Origin of the sequence: Rhizobium sp. RU35A (genome assembly GCF_900156005.1) — a bacterium.
Lineage (GTDB): Bacteria > Pseudomonadota > Alphaproteobacteria > Rhizobiales > Rhizobiaceae > Neorhizobium > Neorhizobium straminoryzae.
Genome location: NZ_FTMR01000001.1, coordinates 222,660 through 244,674 on the forward strand (window position 1 = coordinate 222,660; position 22,015 = coordinate 244,674).

At 64.4% G+C, this 22,015-nt stretch carries 24 protein-coding genes; 17 read left to right on the plus strand and 7 right to left on the minus strand.

What is annotated here, in order from left to right; all coding sequences use genetic code 11:
• The first annotated feature begins 8 nt into the window (after positions 1-8).
• Positions 9-1,895 carry an ABC transporter ATP-binding protein/permease gene (locus F3H95_RS01270; protein WP_149744660.1) on the plus strand — a complete coding sequence of 629 codons (1,887 nt, stop codon included), beginning with the start codon at positions 9-11 and terminating at the stop codon, positions 1,893-1,895.
• A gap of 24 nt (positions 1,896-1,919) precedes the next feature.
• On the opposite strand, the gene F3H95_RS01275 is transcribed toward F3H95_RS01270, so the two are convergent.
• On the minus strand, positions 1,920-2,450 hold the full coding sequence (locus F3H95_RS01275) for a nucleoside kinase (protein ID WP_149744661.1): 531 nt from the start codon (positions 2,448-2,450) through the stop codon (positions 1,920-1,922).
• Positions 2,451-2,654: 204 nt separating this feature from the next.
• On the opposite strand from F3H95_RS01275, the gene F3H95_RS01280 reads away from it, so the two are divergent.
• The 3 genes from F3H95_RS01280 (at position 2,655) to F3H95_RS27590 (ending at position 4,530) form a co-directional block, all read left to right on the plus strand.
• A complete protein-coding gene (locus tag F3H95_RS01280; protein WP_149744662.1) occupies positions 2,655-3,356 on the plus strand; it encodes a phosphatidylserine decarboxylase in 702 nt (233 codons plus the stop codon).
• 17 nt (positions 3,357-3,373) lie between these two features.
• The gene (pssA, locus tag F3H95_RS01285; RefSeq protein ID WP_149744663.1) at positions 3,374-4,189 is read left to right on the plus strand and encodes a CDP-diacylglycerol--serine O-phosphatidyltransferase; all 816 of its coding nucleotides are present in this window, start codon (positions 3,374-3,376) and stop codon (positions 4,187-4,189) included.
• 215 nt (positions 4,190-4,404) lie between these two features.
• Positions 4,405-4,530, plus strand: coding sequence for a hypothetical protein (locus F3H95_RS27590; protein WP_280177814.1), 126 nt, complete (start codon positions 4,405-4,407; stop codon positions 4,528-4,530).
• Between the two features lie 43 nt (positions 4,531-4,573).
• Here F3H95_RS27590 and F3H95_RS01290 read toward each other — a convergent pair whose 3' ends face one another.
• On the minus strand, positions 4,574-5,359 hold the full coding sequence (locus F3H95_RS01290; protein ID WP_149744664.1) for an SOS response-associated peptidase: 786 nt from the start codon (positions 5,357-5,359) through the stop codon (positions 4,574-4,576).
• A gap of 46 nt (positions 5,360-5,405) precedes the next feature.
• On the minus strand, positions 5,406-5,732 hold the full coding sequence (locus F3H95_RS01295) for a YnfA family protein (protein WP_143125303.1): 327 nt from the start codon (positions 5,730-5,732) through the stop codon (positions 5,406-5,408).
• Between the two features lie 157 nt (positions 5,733-5,889).
• Here F3H95_RS01295 and F3H95_RS01300 point away from each other — a divergent pair, with 157 nt between their 5' ends.
• From F3H95_RS01300 to F3H95_RS01330, 7 genes are all read left to right on the plus strand, one after another.
• Positions 5,890-6,354 carry an NUDIX domain-containing protein gene (locus F3H95_RS01300; RefSeq protein ID WP_143125302.1) on the plus strand — a complete coding sequence of 155 codons (465 nt, stop codon included), beginning with the start codon at positions 5,890-5,892 and terminating at the stop codon, positions 6,352-6,354.
• Positions 6,355-6,451: 97 nt separating this feature from the next.
• Complete coding sequence (locus F3H95_RS01305) at positions 6,452-6,868, plus strand: TIGR02301 family protein (RefSeq protein ID WP_149744665.1); 417 nt, start codon at positions 6,452-6,454, stop codon at positions 6,866-6,868.
• A gap of 107 nt (positions 6,869-6,975) precedes the next feature.
• Positions 6,976-7,233, plus strand: coding sequence for a hypothetical protein (locus tag F3H95_RS01310; protein ID WP_143125300.1), 258 nt, complete (start codon positions 6,976-6,978; stop codon positions 7,231-7,233).
• A gap of 18 nt (positions 7,234-7,251) precedes the next feature.
• On the plus strand, positions 7,252-7,992 hold the full coding sequence (locus tag F3H95_RS01315; RefSeq protein WP_149744666.1) for a hypothetical protein: 741 nt from the start codon (positions 7,252-7,254) through the stop codon (positions 7,990-7,992).
• 190 nt (positions 7,993-8,182) lie between these two features.
• A complete protein-coding gene (locus F3H95_RS01320; RefSeq protein WP_143125298.1) occupies positions 8,183-9,034 on the plus strand; it encodes a folate-binding protein YgfZ in 852 nt (283 codons plus the stop codon).
• 32 nt (positions 9,035-9,066) lie between these two features.
• A complete protein-coding gene (locus tag F3H95_RS01325) occupies positions 9,067-9,648 on the plus strand; it encodes an HD family hydrolase (RefSeq protein ID WP_143125310.1) in 582 nt (193 codons plus the stop codon).
• The gene (locus tag F3H95_RS01330; protein ID WP_149744667.1) at positions 9,645-10,160 is read left to right on the plus strand and encodes a tyrosine phosphatase family protein; all 516 of its coding nucleotides are present in this window, start codon (positions 9,645-9,647) and stop codon (positions 10,158-10,160) included. Before F3H95_RS01325 ends, F3H95_RS01330 begins: the two co-directional genes overlap by 4 nt.
• Before the next feature lie 5 nt (positions 10,161-10,165).
• On the opposite strand, the gene F3H95_RS01335 is transcribed toward F3H95_RS01330, so the two are convergent.
• From F3H95_RS01335 to F3H95_RS01345, 3 genes are all read right to left on the minus strand, one after another.
• Positions 10,166-10,987, minus strand: a complete 822-nt coding sequence (locus tag F3H95_RS01335) for an ABC transporter permease (RefSeq protein ID WP_143125296.1) — start codon at positions 10,985-10,987, stop codon at positions 10,166-10,168.
• Positions 10,984-11,772 carry an ABC transporter ATP-binding protein gene (locus F3H95_RS01340; RefSeq protein WP_188134258.1) on the minus strand — a complete coding sequence of 263 codons (789 nt, stop codon included), beginning with the start codon at positions 11,770-11,772 and terminating at the stop codon, positions 10,984-10,986. Before F3H95_RS01340 ends, F3H95_RS01335 begins: the two co-directional genes overlap by 4 nt.
• A 212-nt stretch (positions 11,773-11,984) precedes the next feature.
• A complete protein-coding gene (locus F3H95_RS01345) occupies positions 11,985-13,016 on the minus strand; it encodes an ABC transporter substrate-binding protein (protein ID WP_143125295.1) in 1,032 nt (343 codons plus the stop codon).
• 246 nt (positions 13,017-13,262) lie between these two features.
• Here F3H95_RS01345 and F3H95_RS01350 point away from each other — a divergent pair, with 246 nt between their 5' ends.
• The 6 genes from F3H95_RS01350 (at position 13,263) to F3H95_RS01375 (ending at position 21,054) form a co-directional block, all read left to right on the plus strand.
• Positions 13,263-16,010 (plus strand): DUF2339 domain-containing protein, encoded by a 2,748-nt coding sequence (locus F3H95_RS01350; RefSeq protein ID WP_149744668.1) that lies wholly within the window; start codon positions 13,263-13,265, stop codon positions 16,008-16,010.
• The gene (locus F3H95_RS01355; protein WP_244617842.1) at positions 16,007-16,660 is read left to right on the plus strand and encodes an HD domain-containing protein; all 654 of its coding nucleotides are present in this window, start codon (positions 16,007-16,009) and stop codon (positions 16,658-16,660) included. Before F3H95_RS01350 ends, F3H95_RS01355 begins: the two co-directional genes overlap by 4 nt.
• Before the next feature lie 9 nt (positions 16,661-16,669).
• Entirely contained in the window at positions 16,670-17,512 is an 843-nt protein-coding gene (locus F3H95_RS01360) for an MOSC domain-containing protein (RefSeq protein WP_149744669.1), read from the plus strand.
• A gap of 91 nt (positions 17,513-17,603) precedes the next feature.
• Positions 17,604-18,503, plus strand: coding sequence for a DMT family transporter (locus F3H95_RS01365; RefSeq protein WP_149744670.1), 900 nt, complete (start codon positions 17,604-17,606; stop codon positions 18,501-18,503).
• Between the two features lie 202 nt (positions 18,504-18,705).
• Entirely contained in the window at positions 18,706-19,680 is a 975-nt protein-coding gene (locus tag F3H95_RS01370; RefSeq protein ID WP_149744671.1) for a flagellin, read from the plus strand.
• 159 nt (positions 19,681-19,839) lie between these two features.
• Positions 19,840-21,054 (plus strand): MFS transporter, encoded by a 1,215-nt coding sequence (locus tag F3H95_RS01375; protein WP_149744672.1) that lies wholly within the window; start codon positions 19,840-19,842, stop codon positions 21,052-21,054.
• A 9-nt stretch (positions 21,055-21,063) separates the two neighbouring features.
• On the opposite strand, the gene recO is transcribed toward F3H95_RS01375, so the two are convergent.
• Positions 21,064-21,831: a DNA repair protein RecO gene (recO, locus tag F3H95_RS01380; RefSeq protein WP_143125289.1), complete on the minus strand. Its 768-nt coding sequence runs from the start codon at positions 21,829-21,831 to the stop codon at positions 21,064-21,066.
• Positions 21,832-22,015: the final 184 nt, after the last annotated feature.

Sequence of the window (22,015 nt, forward strand, 5' to 3'; positions counted from 1 at the left end):
AGGCACCCATGGCAGACAGAAAGAAGACCGTTTCGGCGGATTCCGGCAATCCGCTGGCAACGCTGGTCAATCTCTGGCCCTATATGTGGCCCGGCGAACGGCCGGACCTGAAAGCCCGTGTCGTCTGGGCCACGCTCTTCCTTTTCGTCGCCAAGTTCGTGCTGCTGGCGGTGCCCTATTTCTTCAAGTGGGCAACCGATGCGCTGAACGGCAAGATGGACATGGCGGGTGTTCTGCCGGCACTGCTGCTGGGTGCGGTGGCGCTCGTCATCGCCTACAATCTCACCCGCATCCTGCAGCTTGGCCTAAACCAGCTGCGCGACTCGCTGTTTGCGAGCGTCGGCCAGCATGCGGTGCGTCAGCTCGCCTACAAGACCTTCGTGCACATGCACCGGCTGTCGCTGCGCTTCCATCTGGAGCGCAAGACCGGCGGCCTGTCGCGCATCATCGAGCGCGGCACCAAGGGCATCGAGACGATCGTGCGCTTCACGATCCTCAACTCCGTACCGACGCTGGTCGAGTTCCTGCTGACGGCAATCATCTTCTGGCACGCCTATGGCTTCAGCTATGTGGCCGTCACCGCCGTCACCGTCTGGGCCTATATCTGGTTCACGGTGAAGGCCTCCGACTGGCGCATCGCCATCCGCCGCTCGATGAATGCCAGCGATACCGAGGCCAATACCAAGGCCATCGATTCGCTTCTCAACTTCGAGACGGTCAAATATTTCGGCAATGAGGAGATGGAGGCAAAGCGCTTCGATGCCTCGATGGCGCGTTACGAAAAGGCCGCCACCGAAGTGTGGACCTCGCTCGGCTGGCTGAACTTCGGCCAGGGCGTGATCTTCGGGCTCGGCACCACCGTGATGATGGTGATGTCGGCGCTGGCCGTGCAGCGCGGCGAGCAGACGATCGGCGATTTCGTCTTCGTCAACGCGCTGCTGATCCAGCTTTCGGTGCCGCTCAACTTCATCGGCTTCGTCTACCGCGAAATCCGCCAGGGGCTGACCGATATCGAGCAGATGTTCGACCTTCTCGAGGTGGAGGCCGAAGTGGTGGACCGGCCGGAGGCGAAACCGCTCGCCATCGAGAACGGCCGCATCACCTTCCGCGACGTACATTTCGCCTACGATCCCGAGCGGCCGATCCTCAAGGGCATTTCCTTCGAGGTGCCGGCCGGCAAGACGGTGGCAATCGTCGGCCCCTCGGGTGCCGGCAAATCCACCATTTCCAGACTGCTCTACCGCTTCTACGACGTGCAGTCCGGCGCCGTCGAAATCGACGGGCAGGATGTGCGTGACGTGACGCAGGCAAGCCTGCGCGCGGTGATCGGCATGGTGCCGCAGGACACGGTGCTGTTTAACGACACGATTGCCTACAACATCCGTTACGGCAGGCTGTCCGCCACCGAGGAGGAGATGCAGATCGCCGCGGACGTGGCGCAGATCGGCACCTTCATCCGCCAGCTGCCGGATGGCTTCAAGACCATGGTCGGCGAGCGCGGGCTGAAGCTTTCGGGCGGTGAAAAGCAGCGCGTAGCGATTGCCCGCACCATTCTGAAGGCGCCACCGATCCTGATCCTCGACGAGGCGACCTCGGCGCTCGACACCACGACGGAGCAGGAAATCCAGGCGGCCCTCGACGTGGTCTCGAAGAACCGCACGACGCTTGTCATCGCCCACCGCCTCTCCACGGTGATCAATGCCGACGAAATCATCGTGCTGCGGGCCGGCGAGATTGCCGAACGCGGCACGCATGCCGCCCTGCTTGCGCAAAACGGCCTCTACGCCTCGATGTGGAGCCGCCAGCGCGAGGCGACCCAGGCGGAAGAACATCTGCGGCAGGTGCGTGAAAGCGACGATCTGGGCGTGGTGGTCCGGAAGGAGCCGGCAAGCTGACCGGCGCGCGCAGGCACGGCGAACTCAGACGATCTCGCCACACCGCGCAAGGATTGCATCGACCACCCGCGCCAGCGGCTGCGCGGCGTCAATGATCACACCTTGCCGAGGCAGGTCTTCGCCGCTCTCATGCAGGCGGAAGATGACCTCCCGCTCTTCCGCCTTTCCACCGAACTCGTCTTCCGGCCTGTTCTCCAGGCGCGAGCGGAGCACCTGGCGATCCACATCGAGAACGAACACCACATCAAATCGGTCGATGAACTGATGAGAATTGCGGGAACCGCCGCAAAAGAAGGTTGCTGCGCGGCTCTTGTCCGCCATCAGAGCAAGAACCTTCTCCACAGGCCACACATGATGCCTGTGACCGAAGGTGACGTCTGCGCTGCCTCGCAGGAGGGTCTCCTCATCGAGTGGCTCTCCTGTCAACGGATCGCCCTTGCAGGCCAGTTCCCGGTCGCCGTGAATCACAGGATAGCCGCGCCGCTGAAGCTCTGCCGCAACCGAGGTCTTGCCCGTTCCGGAGACGCCCTCGACCAGATAGTTCCTGATTCCCATCTCGACTTTCCTGCCCATCAAGCCGCAGATCGCTGACGCCTATGGCAGAAGCACTTGTCAGATTTTCGACAGCGTGGTGCGGGCCGCATCCACAAGCCGGCATCTGCGCATCCCCTCCCTCGCTGGAACCGCATTGCCCCCAAACCGGTTTGCCTGTAGTCAGCTAGGTTTGAAACCAACGTTCGACGATCCGGAGACCCTCTGTTGTCCAACCTGTTCGACACCATCCGCAACACCCTCGTTCCGATCCACAAGGAAGGCTATATCTTCGTCATCGCCTTTTTCGTGGCCTCGCTGGTGCTGGGCCTCATCGCCAAGCCGCTGTTCTGGGTGGGGCTGATCCTGACGCTGTGGTGCGCCTATTTCTTCCGCGATCCGGAACGGGTCGTGCCGCAGGATGACGACCTGATCATCTCGCCCGCCGATGGCCGCGTCTCCTCGGTCGCGATGGTCGTGCCGCCAGCCGAACTGGAGCTTGGCAACGCGCCGCTGCTGCGCATTTCCGTCTTCATGAACGTGTTCGACTGCCACGTGAACCGCGCCCCGGCGCGCGGCCGCATCTCGAAGATCGTTTACCGGCCGGGCCAGTTCGTCAATGCCGAACTCGACAAGGCCAGCACAGACAACGAACGCAACGGGCTTGTCATCGAGACCAAGCACGGGCGCCTCGGCGTGGTGCAGATCGCCGGTCTTGTTGCCCGCCGCATCCTCTGCTTCGTGCACGAGAACGAGCCGGTGGATGCCGGCGAACGCTTTGGCCTGATCCGTTTCGGCTCGCGCCTCGATATCTACGTGCCGGCAGGCGGAGAGCCACGCGTCTCGCTCGGCCAGCGCTGCATCTGCGGTGAAACCGTCATCGCCGAATTCGGTTCGGCCAAGGGCCCGACGCTCAGCCGCCGCAGCTAAACAGACCGGAGAAGACCATGCAGCCGAACATCAGCCCGGACCCCAATGACGACGATGCCGCCCGCGGCCCGCGCCTTCGGGAAATCCCGCTTCGGCTGCTGGTGCCGAACTTCATCACGGTGCTGGCGATCTGTGCAGGCCTGACGGGCATTCGGCTGGCCTTCGAGAACCGTTTCGAACTGGCGGTCGCCATGGTGCTGCTGGCCGCCTTTCTGGACGGCATCGATGGTCGTGTGGCACGCGCCCTGAAGGCCACCTCCAAGTTCGGCGTGCAGATGGATTCGCTGGCCGACATCATCAATTTCGGCGTGGCGCCGGCGCTGGTGCTCTATGTCTTCATTCTCGATCGCGTCGGCTCCATCGGCTGGATTGCCGCACTGATCTACGCGATTGCAGCCGGTCTTCGCCTCGCCCGTTTCAACGTGATGGCGGAGCGCGAATACAAGGCGAAATGGCAGAGCGAGTTCTTTGTCGGCGTTCCCGCGCCCATGGGTGCGCTGCTCGTGCTTCTGCCCGTCTATCTCGGCTTTCTTGGTCTGGAAAGCGACCGCACGGTGGCCTATGGCGCGACCGCCTATACCGTGCTGATCGGCTACCTGCTGGTCAGCCGGCTTCCGGTCTGGTCGGGCAAATCCGAAACGCGCGTGCGGCGCGACCTGATGCTGCCGCTCCTTCTCGGCGTGGTTCTCTATGTCGCACTGCTGATGAGCTACACCTGGCAGGTGCTGGTGGTGACCACGATTGCCTATCTCTGCATCCTTCCCTTCAGCGCAAGGGCCTGGAAGAAGCGTTATGGTACGCTGACCATCGAAGACGACCACGCCAACGTCTGACCGGCAGCGCCTGCAGCATCACCGATGCTGCAATGCAAGAATAGATTGCAACACAAACGATCTGAGTCTTTTCGACAACAGGACCGGATTCTTGGATTTCCATATCGTGGATCCGGCAAAAACGCCTTGAATTCCGCCGTATTTCCGCCCTGTTTTACCCCGAGAGGCGCATCCACGCCGTTTGGCGACGGATTCGCATTCTTGAGGAGATCATCATGAGCCAGGAAAAGACCGCCCCGCAACCCAAGCAGGAGTTGCATGCCCCTCTGCGCCCGCTCGGCCTGAAAGCCGTTGTCGCGGCAGCACTGATGCTGAAGCGCAAGACGCTGAAATCCGCCTGATCTGCATTGCGCAACCGAAAGCCGCCAAGGCGGCAGGCTGCGATCAGAACAGGGAAAGCTGGCCGCCGCCCTTCGGCGGAAGGGGCTTTCTCTTTGCCGGAAGAGGCACCGAGGGCGTGACCGGTGCCTGCAGATCCGGCCCCATGTTGGACACCTTGTTGACGAGGTCCGACACGGCAATGGCTTCGAACAGATCGGGCTCCGCAGGCCTCATCAGATCGGCGACGTCGCGCGGTTCGCCGGTCTTGCAGTCCAGCCAGCGCTCGAAATCCTCGGGCGCGATCACCACCGGCATGCGATCATGGATCGGCGCGATCGCGTCATTGGCGCGCGTAGTCAGAATGGCCGCCGTATCGACCTCCGACCCATCCGCGGACGACCAGGTTTCCATCAGGCCGGCAAAGGCAAGGATGCCGCCGTGCTTCGGCCGGATCCAGTAGGCCTGCGCCCTGCCCGCCCCGTCCTTACCGCCCTCCTCCTTCCCCGGACGATGCCATTCATAGAAGCCGGAGGCCGGCACGAGCACGCGGCGATGGCGCATGGCGGCACGAAACGATGCCTTTTCCGCGGCCGTCTCGGCCCGCGCATTGATCAGCAGCGGAAAGTCCCTGGGATCCTTCACCCAGCCCGGCAGAAAGCCCCAGCGCGCCAGCATCGCCTGCCGAACTGGCAGATTGCTGCCCGGTGCCTGCCGTTCGCCGGCCGCGACGATGAGGATCGGCTGCGTCGGCGCTATATTGTAGCGCTTCGGAAAATCGTCGATCGATATGACGCTGAGGAATTCGAAAATGTCCCTTGGCGTCGCGGTCAGGGCGTAGCGTCCACACATGGCATTGTGATCGCATTGCCGGTGCGACGGGTCAAGCGCGGCGAGATCAACCGCTGCGGGGACCGAAGAGGATCAGCCCGCAGCCTGCAAGGCACACCGCCCCGCCAGTAAGATCCCAGCGGTCGGGCACGCGTCCTTCCACGAGAAACAGCCAGGCGAGCGAGGCAGCGACATAGATGCCGCCATAGGCCGCAAAGGTGCGGCCTGCCGCTTCGCTTTCCACCAGCGCCAGCACGCCTGCAAACAGGGCAAGCGACACGAGGCCGGGCGCCAGCCACCAAACCGGTCTGTCGAGACGCCACCAGGCCCAGACGGCAAAGCAGCCGGCGATCTCGAACAGCGCGGCGGCCGCGAAAAGCAGAGTGGTCTTCATGGCTCCCGTCGTCGCATCCGCGGCCTGGCGATGCAAGCCCTGCCATGCGAGGGAAGACGGGTTCGCGGGGCGGACATGCCCATCCTTCGTCGTATCAGGTGCAATGGCCGAGAAAAGGGCTGGGGATTTTTGTGGCCCATGCGCTATGTTCCCCACCATGACCATTGCAGCCCCACCCTCCACCCAGCCCGCGCCTTGCTCTGCCCGGCCACAGGCCGCCTCCTCCGCCATTCTCGAGCGCGAGGGGCGCCTGCTGCTCATCCGCCGGCGCAATCCGCCTTCGGCTGATCTGTACGCCTTTCCGGGCGGGCGGGCAGAACCCGGTGAAATGCCCGCGCAGACAGCCCTGCGCGAGTTCCTCGAGGAAACCGGCATCACGGCACGGGATCCGCACCTGTTTGCCACCTATGATCTGGAAACCCGCGACGAAGCAGGCAATCTCCAGAGCCACTTCTTCCTGTCGGTCTTTCTGGTGAAGGCCGATGCGACAACACCCGCCATTGCCGCCGACGATGCTGCGGATGCCGGCTGGTTCACGCTGGAGGAGATCCGCAGCCTGCCCGTCCCACCAAGCGTCCTCGATTGCGCCGAGCGACTGATCGCCGGTCGCGAAGGGGTGTAACCGGATGGCGTGGATGGCGACGACAAGTGCCTGTGCGGGACCGAGGCAGACCCGTCATGCTGCACGAGAAAAGCGCGGCAAGTCACTGAAGACATTGATGGGTCTTCTCGTGGTCGCCGTTCTTTCAAGTCCCGCGCCGGCTGTCGCACAGAAGGCCAGCGGGCACACGCCGGCGGCAGCGCCACAGCCGGCCAAACCGCCGACGGAGAAACCCGCACCCTATGATGGCCAGCTTTTGCGACTTGCGGAAATCCTCGGCTCGGTTCAATACCTGCGCTCGCTTTGCGGTGACGATTCGGTTGGCTGGCGTGCCTCGATGCAGGCGCTGCTGGATGCCGAGGCGGCAAAGGAGCCAGCGCGGCGCGAGCGCCTGACCGCCTCTTTCAACCGGGGCTACAGGGCGTTTGCGGCGGTGCATTCGACCTGCACGCCGGCGGCTCGTATTGCCGAAGAAAACCACCGTAACGAAGGTGCAACACTGGCAGCCGAAATCGCCGCCCGCTACGGAAATTAGGGTTTTATTTACCTCTTTCGCCATGGGGGCGTGTTGTTTTGATAAAAGGCTGCTAGTCTTGTTAACGTGCCGGTAAACAACAGGCATCCCTTGAAAGAGGAATACACATGCAGACAGCGCGCAACGACATCGACGACATGATTGTGCACGAGAAGATGCAGGCGGCGCTCGAATACCAGAATGAAGCCTGGGCCGATGGCCGTGCGGACGGCATCGAACCGGAGATCATCGCCGACGCCGCCATTGCCCTTGCCATGCGCGAAACCATCCGCATTCATGGCGAGGAAGGTGCGGAAGCCATGCTGGAATCCCTGCGCGCCCGCATGCTGGCCGGCGAGTTTTCGCCGGAGCGCATCCTGCAGTAACAAGATCCGGGGCCATTCATGCTGACCGTCGCGGCGACTGCAATGCGCCACCGCTCCTTTGTGCGGCTACTGGCCGCCGCCTGCCTTGTGTTTTCCACCACCCTCTATGGCCAGAGTGCCTGGGCGCTGAGCGGTGCATCCGCGACGCCTGAGGCTGCAGGTACGGCGACATCGGGCCAGGCCGCGCCGGATGCGAGCGGCACTGCCAAGCCCGCGCCGATGTTCGGCCAGGATACGACGGAAAAGCCAGCCGTGCCCGGCAACAAGCCGGATGCCGAAGCAAGCCCTCCGACCTCGGTCGAGATCATCCGTGACCTGAATGCGCTGCCCGAGCCGGTCCGCGCCACGCGACAGGCAATCATCGATGCTGCAAGCTCCGGCGACTTCGAGCGGCTGCGCCCCCTGCTGAATTTCGACGGCGACCAGATGCGCCAGTTGGGTGCCGCCGGCGACGATACGCTCGACGCCCTGAAAAGCCTGTCGGGCGATCAGGAGGGCCTCGAAATCCTCGCCATCATGCTCGACCTGTTGCAGACGGGAGCCGCGCGGCTGAATGCCGGCACACCGGATGAGATCTATGTCTGGCCCTATTTCGTCGGCAAGCCGCTTGATACTCTGTCTGCGTCAGAGCGGGTCGAACTGCTGCGCATCATCACCGCCGGCGACCTGATCGCCATGGAAGAGAATAACAACTACAATTTCTACCGGCTCGGCATCAGCCCGGACGGAAAGTGGAAGATGTTCAGCGGCGGGGATTGATCCCTGCCCTTCGGCCGATTGCGCCCCTTTCTCACGCTTGCACTGCATGGGCCATGCGCCTATGTCTTGGCCAACAGCACCTTCGGGCGCCAGAATCCTCTGAAATGTGCTAGTTCCTTGTTTTGATGCAAGTCCGTCTGACAGGCCAAAAGGTCGCCTGACGGGCATTGCCCTGACCGGACAGACGACCATGACCCATGCCCTCCTTCGGAACCGCAGCCTGATCAGAATCGAGGGTGCCGACGCGCAATCCTTCCTGCACGGGATCATCACCACAGACGTCGAGGGGCTGCCGACCGGCGAAGCGCGGCCGGGCGCGCTGCTGACGCCGCAGGGCAAGATCCTCTTCGACTTTTTGATCTGGCGCGAGGGTGACGGTTTCCTGCTGGAATGCGATGGCGAACAGCGGCCGGGACTGATCAAGCGGCTGACGCTCTACAAATTGCGCGCCGCCGTGACGCTGGCGGAGGGTGAAACAGGCGTCACCGTGACCTGGGGCGACGAGGCGGAAACGGCCTCCGGCGTGCCCGACGGCGCCTTCCTGAAGGCGGGCATTCGGCTGAAGCGCCGGCCGGGCATGGAAACGGGTGCCTCAAGCGGCGACGAGGATGCCTATGATGCGCTGCGCATCGAGGCGGGCCTTGCCGTCGGCGGCCGGGATTTTCCCCTCCAGGACGCCTTTCCGCATGATGTGCTGCTCGATCTCGATGGCGGCCTCTCCTTCCGCAAGGGCTGCTATATCGGCCAGGAGGTTGTCTCGCGCATGCAGCACCGCGGCACGGCGCGCCGACGCGTGGTGCAGGTGTCGGCCGACACCGCCCTGCCCGCCTCCGGCGCGGAGATTTCGGCCGGCGGCAAACCGGTCGGCACGCTCGGCACCGTGATCGGCAACCGGGGCCTTGCCATCGTTCGCACCGACCGGGTGGGCGATGCCATGGCCAGCGGCACACCGCTTGTGGCGGCGGACAGCCCGGTGACGCTGACCCTGCCGGCCTGGACGGGCCTGTCCTTCCCGACGGGAGCCGGCGAGGCCGAGGCGTGAGCACCCTCGTTTCCGCCCGCGCCTGGCAGCGCATGCTGTCCGGCCGACGCCTCGACCTTCTCGATCCCTCGCCGCTTGACGTGGAAATCACCGATATCGCCCACGGGCTCGCGCGCGTTGCCCGCTGGAACGGCCAGACGCGCGGCGACCACGCATTTTCGGTGGCGCAGCACTGCCTCGTCGTTGAAGAGATTTTCCGGCTGACCCATCCCTCCGCCTCGGCGACGGATTGCGCCATGACCCTGCTGCACGACGCGCCGGAATATGTGATTGGCGACATGATTTCTCCGTTCAAGGCGGTGGTCGGCGGCGGCTACAAGGCGGTGGAGAAGCGGCTGGAGGCGGCGGTGCATCTGCGCTTCGGGCTGCCGCCCCACCCCTCGCGCGAGTTGAAGACGCGCATCAAGAAGGCCGATACGGTGGCCGCCTATTTCGAGGCGACGGAGCTTGCCGGCTTCTCGCATGAGGAAGCCAGGAAATTCTTCGGCCTGCCGCGCGGTATCACCCGCGACATGCTGCCGATGGCGCCGATGGCGGCCATCGAGGCGCAGCGGCTGTTTCTCGACCGCTTCCACGCGCTGGACCGCGCCCGGCAGGAAAGCGCCCCGACATGACGGCCATCATCGTCTGCCCGCTGGAGAAGATCGCCGAGCTGGCCGTGCGCCACCGCGCCTGCGAGATGGTGAGCCTGATGGCCGAAGGCCAGGATTTCCATCGCCCCGGCGTGATCCGCGCCGACCGGCACCTGATGCTGCGGATGAACGACATCGCCTTTGCCGGCACCGGCAATCTGGTAGCGCCCGGTGAGGAGCATGTAGCCCGCCTCATCGATTTTGCCAGAAGCTGGGACCGCAGCGCGCCGCTGCTGATCCATTGCTGGATGGGCGTGTCCCGCTCCCCCGCAGCAGCCGTGATCGCGGCGCTGGCGCTTGATCCCGATCAGGACGACGAGGCCCTTGCACAGCGTCTGCGGCAGGTCGCGCCGCACGCGACACCGAACACACGGCTGATCGAATTCGGCGACCGGGCGCTGAACCGCAAGGGCCGGCTGATCGCCGCCATCAAGGCGATCGGCCGCGGCGCCGAGACGGATGGGCGGGCAAGCTTCGTTCTGCCGCTTGCCTGAGGGCTTTACTGCGCCATCGTGGAGCGATGCGCCCAGCCCGTCATGCGCCGCTCGATCCAGGCCATCAGGGCGTACATGGCAATGCCTTCCACCGCCAGCATCAGCAGGCCGGCAAAGACGAGCGGCACGTTGAACTGGCTCTGCGCCGAACTCATCATGTTGCCGAGGCCATAGTTCGAGGCGACGGTTTCCGACACCACGGAGCCGACGAAGGCAAGCGTGATTGCCACCTTCAGCGAGCCGAAGAAATAGGGCATGGAGCGGGGAATGCCGACCTTCAGCATGATATCCATTTTCTTCGCCCCCAGCGCCCGCAACACATCCTCGGTTTCCGGCTCGATGGTGGCAAGCCCGGTCGCAACATTGACGACGATCGGGAAGAAAGAGATCAGGAAGGCCGTCAGCACCGCCGGCACCGTGCCAATGCCGAACCAGATGACGAGGATCGGCACCAGCGCCACCTTTGGGATGGCATTGAAGCCGATCATCAGAGGATAGAGGCCGGCATAGATCGTCTTCGACCAGCCGATGAAGAGGCCGATCGCAAGGCCCGCCACCACCGCGATCGCAAAGCCCATGGTGGTGGTATAGAGCGTCTGCAGCGAATTCTTCCAGATCGGCGACCAGTATTTGGCAATCGCCGCGAACACGTTGCTCGGCGCCGGCAGGATGGTCGGCGGCATGTCGAGCGCCATCACCAGCAGTTCCCACAGCGCAAACAGCGCCAGCGTATAGAGCCAGGGCGCGGCCTTCACCCAGTTGATCCGGGCCATCAGAGGTTTGGCCGCGGCTTTCGCCTGTGTCGCCGTGTCGGTCATCGCGCTCATGCCACCACCCTCGCCTTGGCGATTTCGCCGTGCAACGCGTGCACCATGTCGTTGAACGCCGATTGATACATGACGTCGAGATCGCGCGGCCGTTCGAAGGGCACCCGATGCTCCTTCAGAATGCGGCCGGGTCTTGCGCTCATGACAAAGATCGTGTCGGCGAGGAACACCGCCTCGCGCAGGTCATGCGTGACGAGAATGATGGTGACCCCTTGGGCGGCGTGCAGGTCGCGGATCACGCACCACAGCTCCTCGCGGGTGAAGGCATCGAGCGCGCCGAACGGCTCGTCCAGCATCAGAAGTTCAGGCTCGTGGATCAGGGCCCGGCAGAGATTGGCGCGCTGCTGCATGCCACCGGAGAGCTGCCAGGGGAATTTCGAGCCGAAGCCGCGAAGGCCGACGATCTCCAGCAACTGCTCCGCCTTCTCCACATATTCGCGCTTGTGCGCCCGCAGGCGGTGGCGGTGCTTTTCGACGATTTCGAGCGGCAGCAGGATGTTTTCAAGCGTCGTGCGCCAGGGCAGCATGGTGGGGTTCTGGAAGGCCATGCCGACGATGGAGACCGGCTTCGTCACCTGCTGGCCGCCGACGATCACCACGCCCGTCTGCGGAATGTGCAGGCCGGTGACCAGCTTCATCAGCGTGGACTTGCCGCAACCGGACGGCCCGACAACGGCCGCGAACTCCCCCTTGTCGACGCGCATGGTCAGCCCCGACACCGCGAGTGTGCCGGAAGCGCCGCCATAACGCATGTCGACATTATCGATGGAAACGAGGTGGGACACTGCAAACTCTCCTTCAACGGCGGCTTTCCCTTTTCCCTGCGGGGGAAAAGCCGTGCGCATGCGAGACGATGAGGGGGCGGCGCGGCGCAGCGTCGAGGTGGCCCCCTCATCCGCCCTTCGGGCCCCTTCTCCCCACGGGGAGAAGGGGTGACACGGCGCGGCCTCACGCAGTCGCACCGCAGGTTCAGCCCATCCGGGGGAGAGGTTCACCGTTAAGGCAGCATCCGCTCGGACTTCGGCGGCAGATAGCCGGCATCAAACACCTGCTCGGCCTTCACGGCGCCCTTCAGCCCCATGGAGATCTTCAGCGTGTCGATGGACGCGCCGAGACGGGCCATGTCGACGCCGCCGAAGCCGTTTTCCACCACATAGGGCGTCTTGATGTTCATGGCGTTCGCCATCTTCAGGCGCTCGAGTTCGATGGCACTGTCCAGCGTCTCGTTGCGCTTGAGCACAGCGGCAACGCCCTCTTCCGGCTTGGCGACGGCATCGGCAAAGCCCTTGGCCAGCGCTTTCACGAAGCCCTTGACCGCAGCGGGGTTCTTGGCTGCGAAATCCGTGTTCACCAGTACGGCATTGCCATAGAGGTTCAGGCCATGCTCGGCCATCAGGATGGTCGCGATGTCCTCGTCCTTGATGCCCTGTTTCTTCAGGTTCAGAATGACGGAGAAGGCAAAGCCGAAGACGGCATCGACATCACCCTTGGCAAGCATCGGCTCACGCACGGGAAAGCCGATGGATTCGATCTTGATCTTGCTGTCATCGATCTTCGCGACCTGCTTGAAAGCCTTCCACTGGGCAAAGGCGCCATCCGGCGGCGGCGCGCCGAGCTTCTTGCCCTCGAGCGACTTCGGATCCGTGGTGATGCCGAGCGACTTGCGGCCGACAACCGCGAAGGTCGGTCGCTCGTATACCATCATGATCGCCTTCACCTTCTGGCTCGGATCCTCATCCAGGAACTTGATCAGCGAATTGATGTCGCCAAACCCCATCTGGTAGGCGCCGGTCGCCACGCGCGGAATGGCCTCCACCGAGCCATTGCCGGTATCGATCGTCACGTCGAGGCCCTCGGCCTTGAAGTAACCCTTGTCGAGCGCGAGCAGGAAGCCGGCGGCCGGCCCCTCGAACTTCCAGTCGAGCGTCAGCTTGACCGGCGTATCGGCGAGCACCGGCTGGGCAAGGCCCGCCGACAGCGAGAGGATGGCAGCGGCGGTCAACCGGGTGAAAAGGCGGCGCGTGAACATGTCTTGGTTTCCCCCTGGATTTTATAAGACAGGGCTCATCAAAACCAATCCGCCGCGGCGATGCAAGCCAAAATTGCACACAATATAGACATTTACATTTATTGCTCAAAAAATATCCCTGTGCGCGCAAATTGGTCGCCGCATGCCAAATCTTTGACCATCCGGTCAAACCCGTCTGCACCACGATCTTTCCATTGCGGAATGCTAGCCAATATAACGGGCGTGTTTCACACTGTCGGGTGCGCGATGATCGAACTCTTTCTCCTGCTGCTTCCTGTGGTGCTGCTGATTGCGCACCAACGCCTCTCTGGCCGAGTCCGCCTGCTGGAACAGAGGATCGATGTCCTGACCCGCCAGCTCGCCGAGGCGGGCACCCCTGCGCCGCAGACGGCATCGGAGACGAAAGAGGCGGCAGCGGAGACCGAAACCGAGACCGACGACCCTGCGGAGGCTACGCCTCCTGTCGAGGAGGCGGCACGGGCCGCACATAGCGAACCGGATGAAGCGGAAGGCGAAGAACCTACCCCCGTCGCCGCGCGGGAAACTTTCGAAAGTCGCTTCGGCGCACGATGGAGCGTCTGGGTCGGCGGGCTGGCACTGGCGCTCGGCGGCATCTTCCTGGTGCGCTATTCGATCGATGCCGGGCTGCTCGGCCCCGGTGCCCGGCTTGTTCTGGCAAGCCTGTTCGGCCTTGGTCTTGGCCTCGCCGGCGAGGTGCTGCGCCGCCGCGTGCTGCCGCACATTGCGCCCGCCTCGGCAACGGCAGCGGACGCCACCCGCAGGCGCAACGATGCGATGATCCCCGGCGCGCTCACCGCTGCGGGCTGTGTGACACTGATCGCCACCGTCTACACCGCCTATGGTCTCTATGGCTTCATCGGGGAAACCACGGCCTTTGCGCTGCTGGCGCTCGTCTCGCTCGGCACGCTTGCGCTGTCGCTGCTGCATGGACAGGGGCTGGCCGGCCTCGGGCTTGCCGCATCGCTAGCCACCCCGGCGCTCGTCTCCTCCGAGGCGCCCCATATCGATTTCCTTTTCGGCTTTCTGGCCCTCGTCTGGCTGGCGTCGACCGGGGCGGCGCGGTTGCGTCGCTGGCACCGGCTGCCGATTCTTTCCAATCTCGGCCTCACCGGCTGGGTGATCGCCTATGTGCTGAATACGGATGTGCTTGACCCCGTACCGCCGGGCCTTGCGCTGCTGGTGCTGGTCGCCGGCACCGCTTTTCTGTGGCCGGGACGCCTGCTCGACACCGATGCAGCCGAGGGCGAGGGCACACGCGATCCCTGGCGACGCGTCGGGCGCCTGCTTGCCCGTCCGCCAGCCGGCATCCTGCTCTCGGCCGGCCTGTCGGTGTTCCTCGGCCTGCTGACACTGACGGGCAGCACCGGCCCCTCGACCGCGCATCCGGTTCTGATGCTGGTGGCGGTGGCCGGCGCGCTGGCCGGGCTGGGTGCGGGCCGCCGGGCGGGTGCCCTGCCCGCCCTGTTTGCGGCTCTGATTGCGGTGACCGGCACAGGCCTCGTCGCGCTGACCGATGCGGCCACAATCCCGCTCCCGCAACTCGGCGTCCCGACACCCCTTTTCGCCGCGATCGGGCCGACGGTGGCCGGAGCGCTCGTCCTTGGCGCCATCTTCACGTTGTGCGGCGTCCTCTTCATCCGACGGCAGGGCGAGCGGGATCCGGATCTTGCGGCCCTCTGGGCGCTGCTTGCCGCCGCCGTGCCGGTGACTCTGGCCACCATCACCTTCTTCACGCATGGCCGGCTGGGCGGCGACGGGCTCTACGGCCTTTACGGGCTGGCAATCAGTGCGGCGCTGCTCTGGTCCGCCGAGCGGACATCCCGCATGATGGCGCGACCGCCGCTAGCGCGCGATCTGCTGGTGCTCGGTGCCTTTGCCGCGCTGACCTTCGCGCTGCATGCCCTGACCCGCGGGCTCACCACCACGCTGTCGGTGGCAGGACTCGGATTCCTCTTCGTGCTCCTCACCCGTCATCGCCCCTGGCGCGGTCTGCCCTGGGCCATGGTGGCAGCCGCCGTGGTGATCGGCGCCCGGATCGCCTGGGAGCCGACCGTGGTCGGCCCCGACCGGCTCGGCACGACGCCCGTCTTCAATGCGCTGCTCGCCGGCTACGGTATTCCCGCCGCCCTTCTGGCGGCCTCGGCCTGGTGGCTTCGCCACTGGCCGGGCCGGCGCGCGCTGAATGCCGTGCAGGGGCTGGCGGCCCTCGCCAGCCTGCTGACGGCATCCATTCTGGTCCGCCATGCCATGACCGGCGGCACGCTTGATGCGCGGGTACCCACGCTTGGCGAACAGTCGCTCTACACCCTGCTCCTGATCGGCCTTTCCGGCATCCTGATGACGCTGGACCTGAGGAGCCCCAGCCGCAGCTTCCGCTATGGCAGCATGCTGGCGGGCGTGCTGGCGGCGCTGAACGCCCTGTTTGTCCATCTCGTCGCCCTCAACCCGGCCCTCACCAACGAGGATGCGGGCACATGGCCGGTGGTCAACCTGCTGCTGCCAGGCTACCTGCTGCCGGCGGCCGCCTATGCCGGCCTTGCACTCCATGCACGGGGCAAGCGGCCGCACGCTTACGTCACCCTGCTGGCTCTGACGGGAGCCGTGCTCGGCTTTGCATGGGCGACACTGTCGGTACGCTGGTTCTGGCAGGGCCAGCATATGGGCCTGTGGAAAGGCTTCACCGCCGGCGAAACCTACACCTATTCCGTGGTCTGGCTGATCATCGGCGTCGGCCTGCTTGCGCTCGGCTCCCGACTCGATGCACGCAGGCTGCGTCTCGCCTCGGCGGGACTGGTGCTGATGGCGGTCTGCAAGGTGTTCCTGATCGATATGGCAAACCTGGAAGGCATTCTGCGCGCCCTCTCCTTCATCGGGCTCGGCGCCGTGCTGATCGGAATCGGCCTGTTCTACCAGCGCATTCTCGCGCGTTCCCCCGGGGGACAACCCGCCCCGCCTGCCGGAGACCCATCGTGACCGACGCCCCCTTGAGCGCCGCCTTCGCCCCCTTCGCGGCGCTTGCCGAAACGCTTCTGCCGCATGCTGTCGAGGGCGATGACGGCGCCCACGACATTGCCCATCTCTTGCGCGTCTTCCACAATGCGCAGAAGATCGCTTCCGAGGAAGGCGGCGATGCCGAAGTGCTGGCCGCCGCCGTGCTGCTGCATGACTGCGTCTCGCTGCCGAAGAACCATCCGGACCGGGCCCACTCCTCCCGCCTTGCCGCGGACAAGGCCGCCGGCCTGCTGACGACACTCGGCTGGGACGCGGCCAAGGTGGAGGCGGTGGCGCATGCCATCCTGACCCACAGCTTTTCCGCCAATCTTCAACCGCAGACGCTGGAGGCGAAGATCCTGCAGGATGCCGACCGGCTGGATTCGCTTGGGGCGATCGGCATTGCCCGCACCTTCTACACCGCCGCCCGCATGGGGTCGAAACTTTATCACCTCGGCGATCCGCAAGGCCATGCCCGTGACCTTGACGACAGGGCCTATGCCATCGATCACTTTGCCCTGAAGCTGCTGAAGCTTGCCGACGGTTTCCAGACGGCGACGGGCCGGCGGCTGGCGGGAGACCGTCACCAGCGGCTGAGCGATTTTCGCGATCTCTTCTTCGACGAACTCTGAGGTATTTTCATGCGCCTTGCGGCCCTCTCCATCTATCCGATGAAAAGCGCGCGCGGCATTGCGCTGGCCGAAAGCCCGATCGATGCCATGGGCCTTGCCGGCGACCGGCGCTGGATGCTGACCGATCCGGAGGGGCAGTTCATCACCCAGCGCGAACTGCCGGCGCTGGCTCGCCTTTCCGTGCTGCCGACCGATGACGGCCTGTTGCTTGTTATGGACGGGCAAGACCTCGTGGTCAGCGTCCCCGATCCGCAGCGCCGCAGCGATGTGGTGATCTGGAAATCCACCGTCAGGGCCGCCGTGGCGGAGGATGCGGCCAATGCCGCCCTCTCCGACTGGCTCGGCCGCCCCGTGCGTCTCGTGCATTTCGATGCGCAGGCGCGTCGGATGGCGAGTGCCGAATGGGCCGGCCCCGATTCGCCCGTTGCCTTTGGCGACGGCTATCAGGTTCTGGTCACCACCACCGGCTCGCTGGCGGCGCTGAATGCGGATATGGCAGCCCATGGCGAAGCACCCGTCGGCATGGACCGCTTCCGGCCCAACATCGTGCTGGAGCATGACGTGGCCTGGGCCGAGGATGGCTGGACGGCGATCATGGTCGGCGATGTCGAGCTTCGTCTGGTGAAACCCTGTGCCCGCTGCATCATGACGACGCAGGACCAGCAGACCGGCTCGCGCGAGGGCGCCAATCCGATGCCGGCCATGGGGCGCATCCGCATGTCGGCGGACCGGCGCGTCCCCGGCCCCCTGTTCGGCTGGAATGCCGTGCCGGTCGGCGCCGGCACGCTGACGCTCGGAGATCCCGTCCGCGTGCTGGGCGAGCGGGCCCCCTGGTCGATCAAGCGCCGCTGATATCGGGCGCCTCGCAGCCGTTTGCCCTGCGGGACGCTTTTCCTTTCCTTGACCGCCCTTCTGCCGGCGGAGCAGCCTGTCCGAGATGTCCATGACCGGAAAAAGCGCCGGAAAAACCCGCGGCCTCGTCTTTGCCCTGTCGGCCGTCACCATCTTTGCCGGGCAGGACGTGATCTCGAAGCATCTCGGCACGCTCTATCCGCCGATCTTCGTGACGATGATCCGCTTCTGGGCCTTTGCCCTGTTCGTGCTGGCGCTGACGGCAAGGAGCAGCGGTGGCATTCTCGGGGCAGCGCGCACCAGCCAGCCGCTGCTGCAGATCTTTCGCGGCGTGATCCTCGTGATCCAGATCGTCGTTGCCGTCTATTCCTTCGCGCTGGTCGGCCTGTCACACACCCAGTCAATCTTTGCCGCCACGCCGCTGTTCGTTGCGGCCATGTCCGTGCCGCTGCTCGGCGAAAAGGTGGGCTGGCGACGCTGGACGGCGATCTGCGTCGGCCTGTTCGGCGTGCTGATGATCATCAACCCGACGACGGCCTCGCTGAAGCTGGAACTGCTGCTGCCGATTGCCGGATCCTCGATCTTCGCTCTTTACGCTATCACGACACGCCTTGCCGGCCGGGTGGATTCCTCCACCACCAGCTTCTTCTACACCGGCATTGCCGGCGCCGTGGCAATCACCCTCATCGGTCCCTTTTACTGGACGAGCATGGCGCCGGTGGACTGGATCTGGATGGCCGCGCTTTGCTGCACCGGCATGAGCGGGCACTACCTTCTCATCCGTGCCTATGACCTTGTCGATGCCGTGACCGTGCAGCAGATCGGCTATGTCCAGGTGGTTCTCGTCTGCATGCTCGGCGTTCTGATCTATGGCGAGGTGCTGACCCCCAACATGCTGCTGGGAGCCCTTCTCGTCATCGGCGCCGGCTTCTTCACCATCTGGCGCGAAAGCCGCCTTGCCCGCGCACGGGCGACAAACGGTCAGGCCTGACACCCCCTGCTCCGGTTGCCGGCGCCCGTCGGCGAGTGCAGACCCCTATCGGAAATACGTAAAACTTGCGGAGCCCACTTAAGTGACCATTAAGGTTACTTATGTATCAATAACGTCATAGCGGCGTTATGGAAACATTAACCATACGCTTACCTTCCGCAACGCCGCATCCGTTCGAGTGTTTGTACAGTAGAGTTTTGGTATGACGAGTATCATCACGAACACAGGCGCCATGGTGGCCCTGAAGACCCTGCGCGAGGTCACCACGCATCTGGAAGTGACCCAGGAGCGCATGGCGAGCGGGTTGCGGGTGGGACAGTCCTCGCAGAATGCCGCCTACTGGTCGATCGCAACGACGATGCGATCCGACGACAAGGCACTCTCTGCCGTGCAGGATGCCATGAATCTTGGAGCGGCCACCGCCGACACCGCCTATGCCGGTCTCGATTCCTCGATCGACGTGGTGGACGAGATAAAGTCCAAGCTGATCGCCGCGCGCCAGCCGGGCGTCGACAAGGAGAAGGTGAACAAGGAAATCACGCAGCTGAAGCAGCAGCTCGTCTCCATCACCGATGCTGCGAGCTTCAACGGCGTCAACTGGCTGAAGATCAGCGACGGCAGCGATACAACGGCCAAGGTGGCCGCCTCTTTCTACCGCAACATCGATCGCAGCGTCTTCATGGAAACGATCACCCTCGACCTCGTCTCCAGCGACGGCACGGTGACGGCGCTGGTCGACAACCGCTCAACCAGCACCAATGGCGGCGCCGGCATCTTCACCAGCACGCAGTTCGCCACCAATGTGGGCGCCGCAAACAATTATGTGCTGATCGCCAATCAGAGCAACACCAGCGCCTCGGCGATTGAAATCGGCATTGGCAAGAACACCACCGACAGCCAGCTGGACGACATGATTTCGGTCGTGGACGACATGCTGCAGATGATGGCCGATGCCGGCGCCAATATCGGTTCGGTGCAGTCACGCGTCGACCTGCAGCTCGATTACGTGTCGAAACTGCGCGACTGGATGAAGGGCGGCATCAGCACGCTTGTCGATGCCGACATGGACGAGGAGGCGACCCGGCTCAAGGCGCTGACCACCCAGCAGCAGTTGGCCACCCAGGCACTCTCCATCGCCAACAATTCACAACAGAACATCCTGTCGCTGTTCCGATAGCGCTCACCCGCTCTTGAGTGAACGCGGCGGAGACGAACGGCTCCGTCGCGGGCATTAGAATAAACATTCATCAATTTCCCTCATCGATAGAACAGCAAAACACGCTTGGCTTGCGAAAGTGCTGGTTTATTCTCGTTCGAACAGACGAGGGAGGCCATCATGTCCGCGAAGACCGCACCACCCATGCCGTGGCTGATCATTGCCAGCGGCTCCATGATCGTGCTGCTGGTCTTCGGGCCGCGCTCGGCCATGGGGTTCTTCCAGCTGCCGATGCTGATGGATACCGGCTGGGACCGCTCGACATTCGGACTTGCCATGGCGCTGCAGAACCTGTTCTGGGGTCTCAGCCAGCCTTTCTTCGGTGCGCTGGCCGACAAGCATGGCACGGGTCGCGTGCTGGCGCTGTCCGGCCTCCTCTATGCGTTCGGTCTCTTCGTGATGGCCCATGCCGCAGCGCCACTGTGGCTGCATGTGGGAGGTGGCCTTCTGACTGGCATGGCGGTCGGCGCCGGATCGTTCAGCGTCGTGCTCTCGGCCTTTGCGCGGCATGTCACGCCGCAACAGCGCTCCATGGCGTTTGGCATCGGCACCGCAGCAGGTTCGGCCGGCATGTTCCTGTTTGCGCCGATCAGCCAGGCGCTGATCACCCTCTATGGCTGGTCCGACAGCCTGACCATCATGGGCGCCATGATGCTGGCGGTGCCGCTGCTGGCCCTTCCCTTGCGCGGCAATGCCTCCTCCGGCAGCCAGTCCCAGGGACAGTTCCAGCAGAGCGCGGGCGCGGCGCTGCGCGAAGCGCTCGGCCACAGAAGCTATCTGCTCCTGACCAGCGGCTTCTTCGTGTGCGGCTTCCAGGTGGCCTTCATCACCGCGCACTTCCCGGCCTATCTCGGCGATATCGGCATCGATGCGCGCTACGCGGTGATCGCCATGGCCTGTATCGGCTTCTTCAACATCCTTGGCTCGCTGGCCGCCGGCGTCATCGCCCAGCGCTATTCCAAGCCCTATTTTCTTGCCCTGATCTATGTCGGCCGCTCGATCGCCGTCACGGCCTTCCTGCTGTTTCCGCAGACCCCGACCTCCGTCATTCTCTTTGCGGTGGTGATGGGTCTCTTGTGGCTCTCCACCGTGCCACCCACCAATGCGCTGGTCGCGATCATGTTCGGCACGCGCCATCTCGGCATGCTGGGCGGGGTGGTGTTCCTCTCGCACCAGATCGGCTCTTTTCTCGGCGTGTGGCTGGGCGGCTACCTCTATGACCATTTCGGCACCTATGGTCCGGTCTGGTGGCTGGGTGTCGCACTTGGCCTGTTTGCCGCGATCGTTCACTGGCCGATCCGGGAACGCCCGGTCGAGCGCGCCCTCGCAGCCTGAGGACGTCTGCTACGACGCCCCCTGCCCGCCATCTCGGGAGGCTTCCAGCCGGTCCAGCGCCTTCAGGGCGGCCGTGATGAAACCATCGCGTGCGGCATTTTCGCTGATGCCGCGCGGCTCATAGACATGGCGATGGAGGAAGAAGCCGCTGAGACGGAAGGCCGAGGCCAGCGCATGGCGGTCGAGCCGTTGCGAACTTGGCGCGACCAGAAAGGCTGGCAGCGTCAGCAGACGGTCGGCATAGGGAGCGCCGGCCGTGCGGCAGACCGCCCGCCCGCTTTTCGGCGAGACATAGACGAGATCCTCCGAAGTGCCGGTCGCCGCACAGGCGGTGAGATCGAGCCCGAAGCCCAAATCGTTCAGCACCGCAAGCTCGAAGCGCACGAAGAGTTCGCCGGCGCCGGCCGGATCGTCCATATGGTCGAGGATCACGTCCAGCGCTTCGAACAGATGCGGATGCGGATCGCGCTCGGGAAGTAGCCGCAGCAGGGCGCCCATGGCCTGCACGCCGTAGACGGAGGTGGCGTTTTCCATCAGCCGTGCCGCGCGAAGATGCAGGGGCTCCAGCCGGAAATCGCCGAGATGCTCATCAAGGCGGGCGCGCCAGACGGCATCGACGCGATTGCCGGCCTGCAGCAGCGGTTGCATGCTGCGCGAGCGACCGCCGCGCACCATGCCCATATGGCGGCCGCGCTGGCGCGTCATCAGTTCGGCCACCACGCTCGTTTCGCCGTGACGCCGCACCCCGATGATGATGCCTTCATCCTGCCATTGCATGCGGGTCGTCGTCCTGTCTGCCCATTGAAGCCGGCACGCCCGTACCGGACGTGCGAAAAACGATGCATGGGCCAGCGAGAAGGGCGGTCTGCCGGTGCAAGTCCTTCACCTGCCGCTTCTACACCATTACCAACCGCTCCGACGATGGAACCGAAGCGACGTCTTGCGGGTTGCTGGGCGCACA

Coding starts and splice junctions, on each gene's coding strand:
- F3H95_RS01325 (WP_143125310.1), top strand. CDS start 9,067: ATGCTGTCCGGCCGACGCCTCGACCTTCTCGATCCCTCGCCGCTTGAC.
- F3H95_RS01295 (WP_143125303.1), bottom strand. CDS start 5,732: ATGAAGACCACTCTGCTTTTCGCGGCCGCCGCGCTGTTCGAGATCGCC.
- F3H95_RS01320 (WP_143125298.1), top strand. CDS start 8,183: ATGACCCATGCCCTCCTTCGGAACCGCAGCCTGATCAGAATCGAGGGT.
- pssA (WP_149744663.1), top strand. CDS start 3,374: ATGCAGCCGAACATCAGCCCGGACCCCAATGACGACGATGCCGCCCGC.
- F3H95_RS01305 (WP_149744665.1), top strand. CDS start 6,452: ATGGGTCTTCTCGTGGTCGCCGTTCTTTCAAGTCCCGCGCCGGCTGTC.
- F3H95_RS01335 (WP_143125296.1), bottom strand. CDS start 10,987: ATGAGCGCGATGACCGACACGGCGACACAGGCGAAAGCCGCGGCCAAA.
- F3H95_RS01275 (WP_149744661.1), bottom strand. CDS start 2,450: ATGGGAATCAGGAACTATCTGGTCGAGGGCGTCTCCGGAACGGGCAAG.
- F3H95_RS01310 (WP_143125300.1), top strand. CDS start 6,976: ATGCAGACAGCGCGCAACGACATCGACGACATGATTGTGCACGAGAAG.
- F3H95_RS01345 (WP_143125295.1), bottom strand. CDS start 13,016: ATGTTCACGCGCCGCCTTTTCACCCGGTTGACCGCCGCTGCCATCCTC.
- F3H95_RS01370 (WP_149744671.1), top strand. CDS start 18,706: ATGACGAGTATCATCACGAACACAGGCGCCATGGTGGCCCTGAAGACC.
- F3H95_RS01315 (WP_149744666.1), top strand. CDS start 7,252: ATGCTGACCGTCGCGGCGACTGCAATGCGCCACCGCTCCTTTGTGCGG.
- F3H95_RS27590 (WP_280177814.1), top strand. CDS start 4,405: ATGAGCCAGGAAAAGACCGCCCCGCAACCCAAGCAGGAGTTGCATGCC.
- F3H95_RS01300 (WP_143125302.1), top strand. CDS start 5,890: ATGACCATTGCAGCCCCACCCTCCACCCAGCCCGCGCCTTGCTCTGCC.
- recO (WP_143125289.1), bottom strand. CDS start 21,831: ATGCAATGGCAGGATGAAGGCATCATCATCGGGGTGCGGCGTCACGGC.
- F3H95_RS01375 (WP_149744672.1), top strand. CDS start 19,840: ATGTCCGCGAAGACCGCACCACCCATGCCGTGGCTGATCATTGCCAGC.
- F3H95_RS01360 (WP_149744669.1), top strand. CDS start 16,670: ATGCGCCTTGCGGCCCTCTCCATCTATCCGATGAAAAGCGCGCGCGGC.
- F3H95_RS01365 (WP_149744670.1), top strand. CDS start 17,604: ATGACCGGAAAAAGCGCCGGAAAAACCCGCGGCCTCGTCTTTGCCCTG.
- F3H95_RS01350 (WP_149744668.1), top strand. CDS start 13,263: ATGATCGAACTCTTTCTCCTGCTGCTTCCTGTGGTGCTGCTGATTGCG.
- F3H95_RS01270 (WP_149744660.1), top strand. CDS start 9: ATGGCAGACAGAAAGAAGACCGTTTCGGCGGATTCCGGCAATCCGCTG.
- F3H95_RS01290 (WP_149744664.1), bottom strand. CDS start 5,359: ATGTGTGGACGCTACGCCCTGACCGCGACGCCAAGGGACATTTTCGAA.
- F3H95_RS01330 (WP_149744667.1), top strand. CDS start 9,645: ATGACGGCCATCATCGTCTGCCCGCTGGAGAAGATCGCCGAGCTGGCC.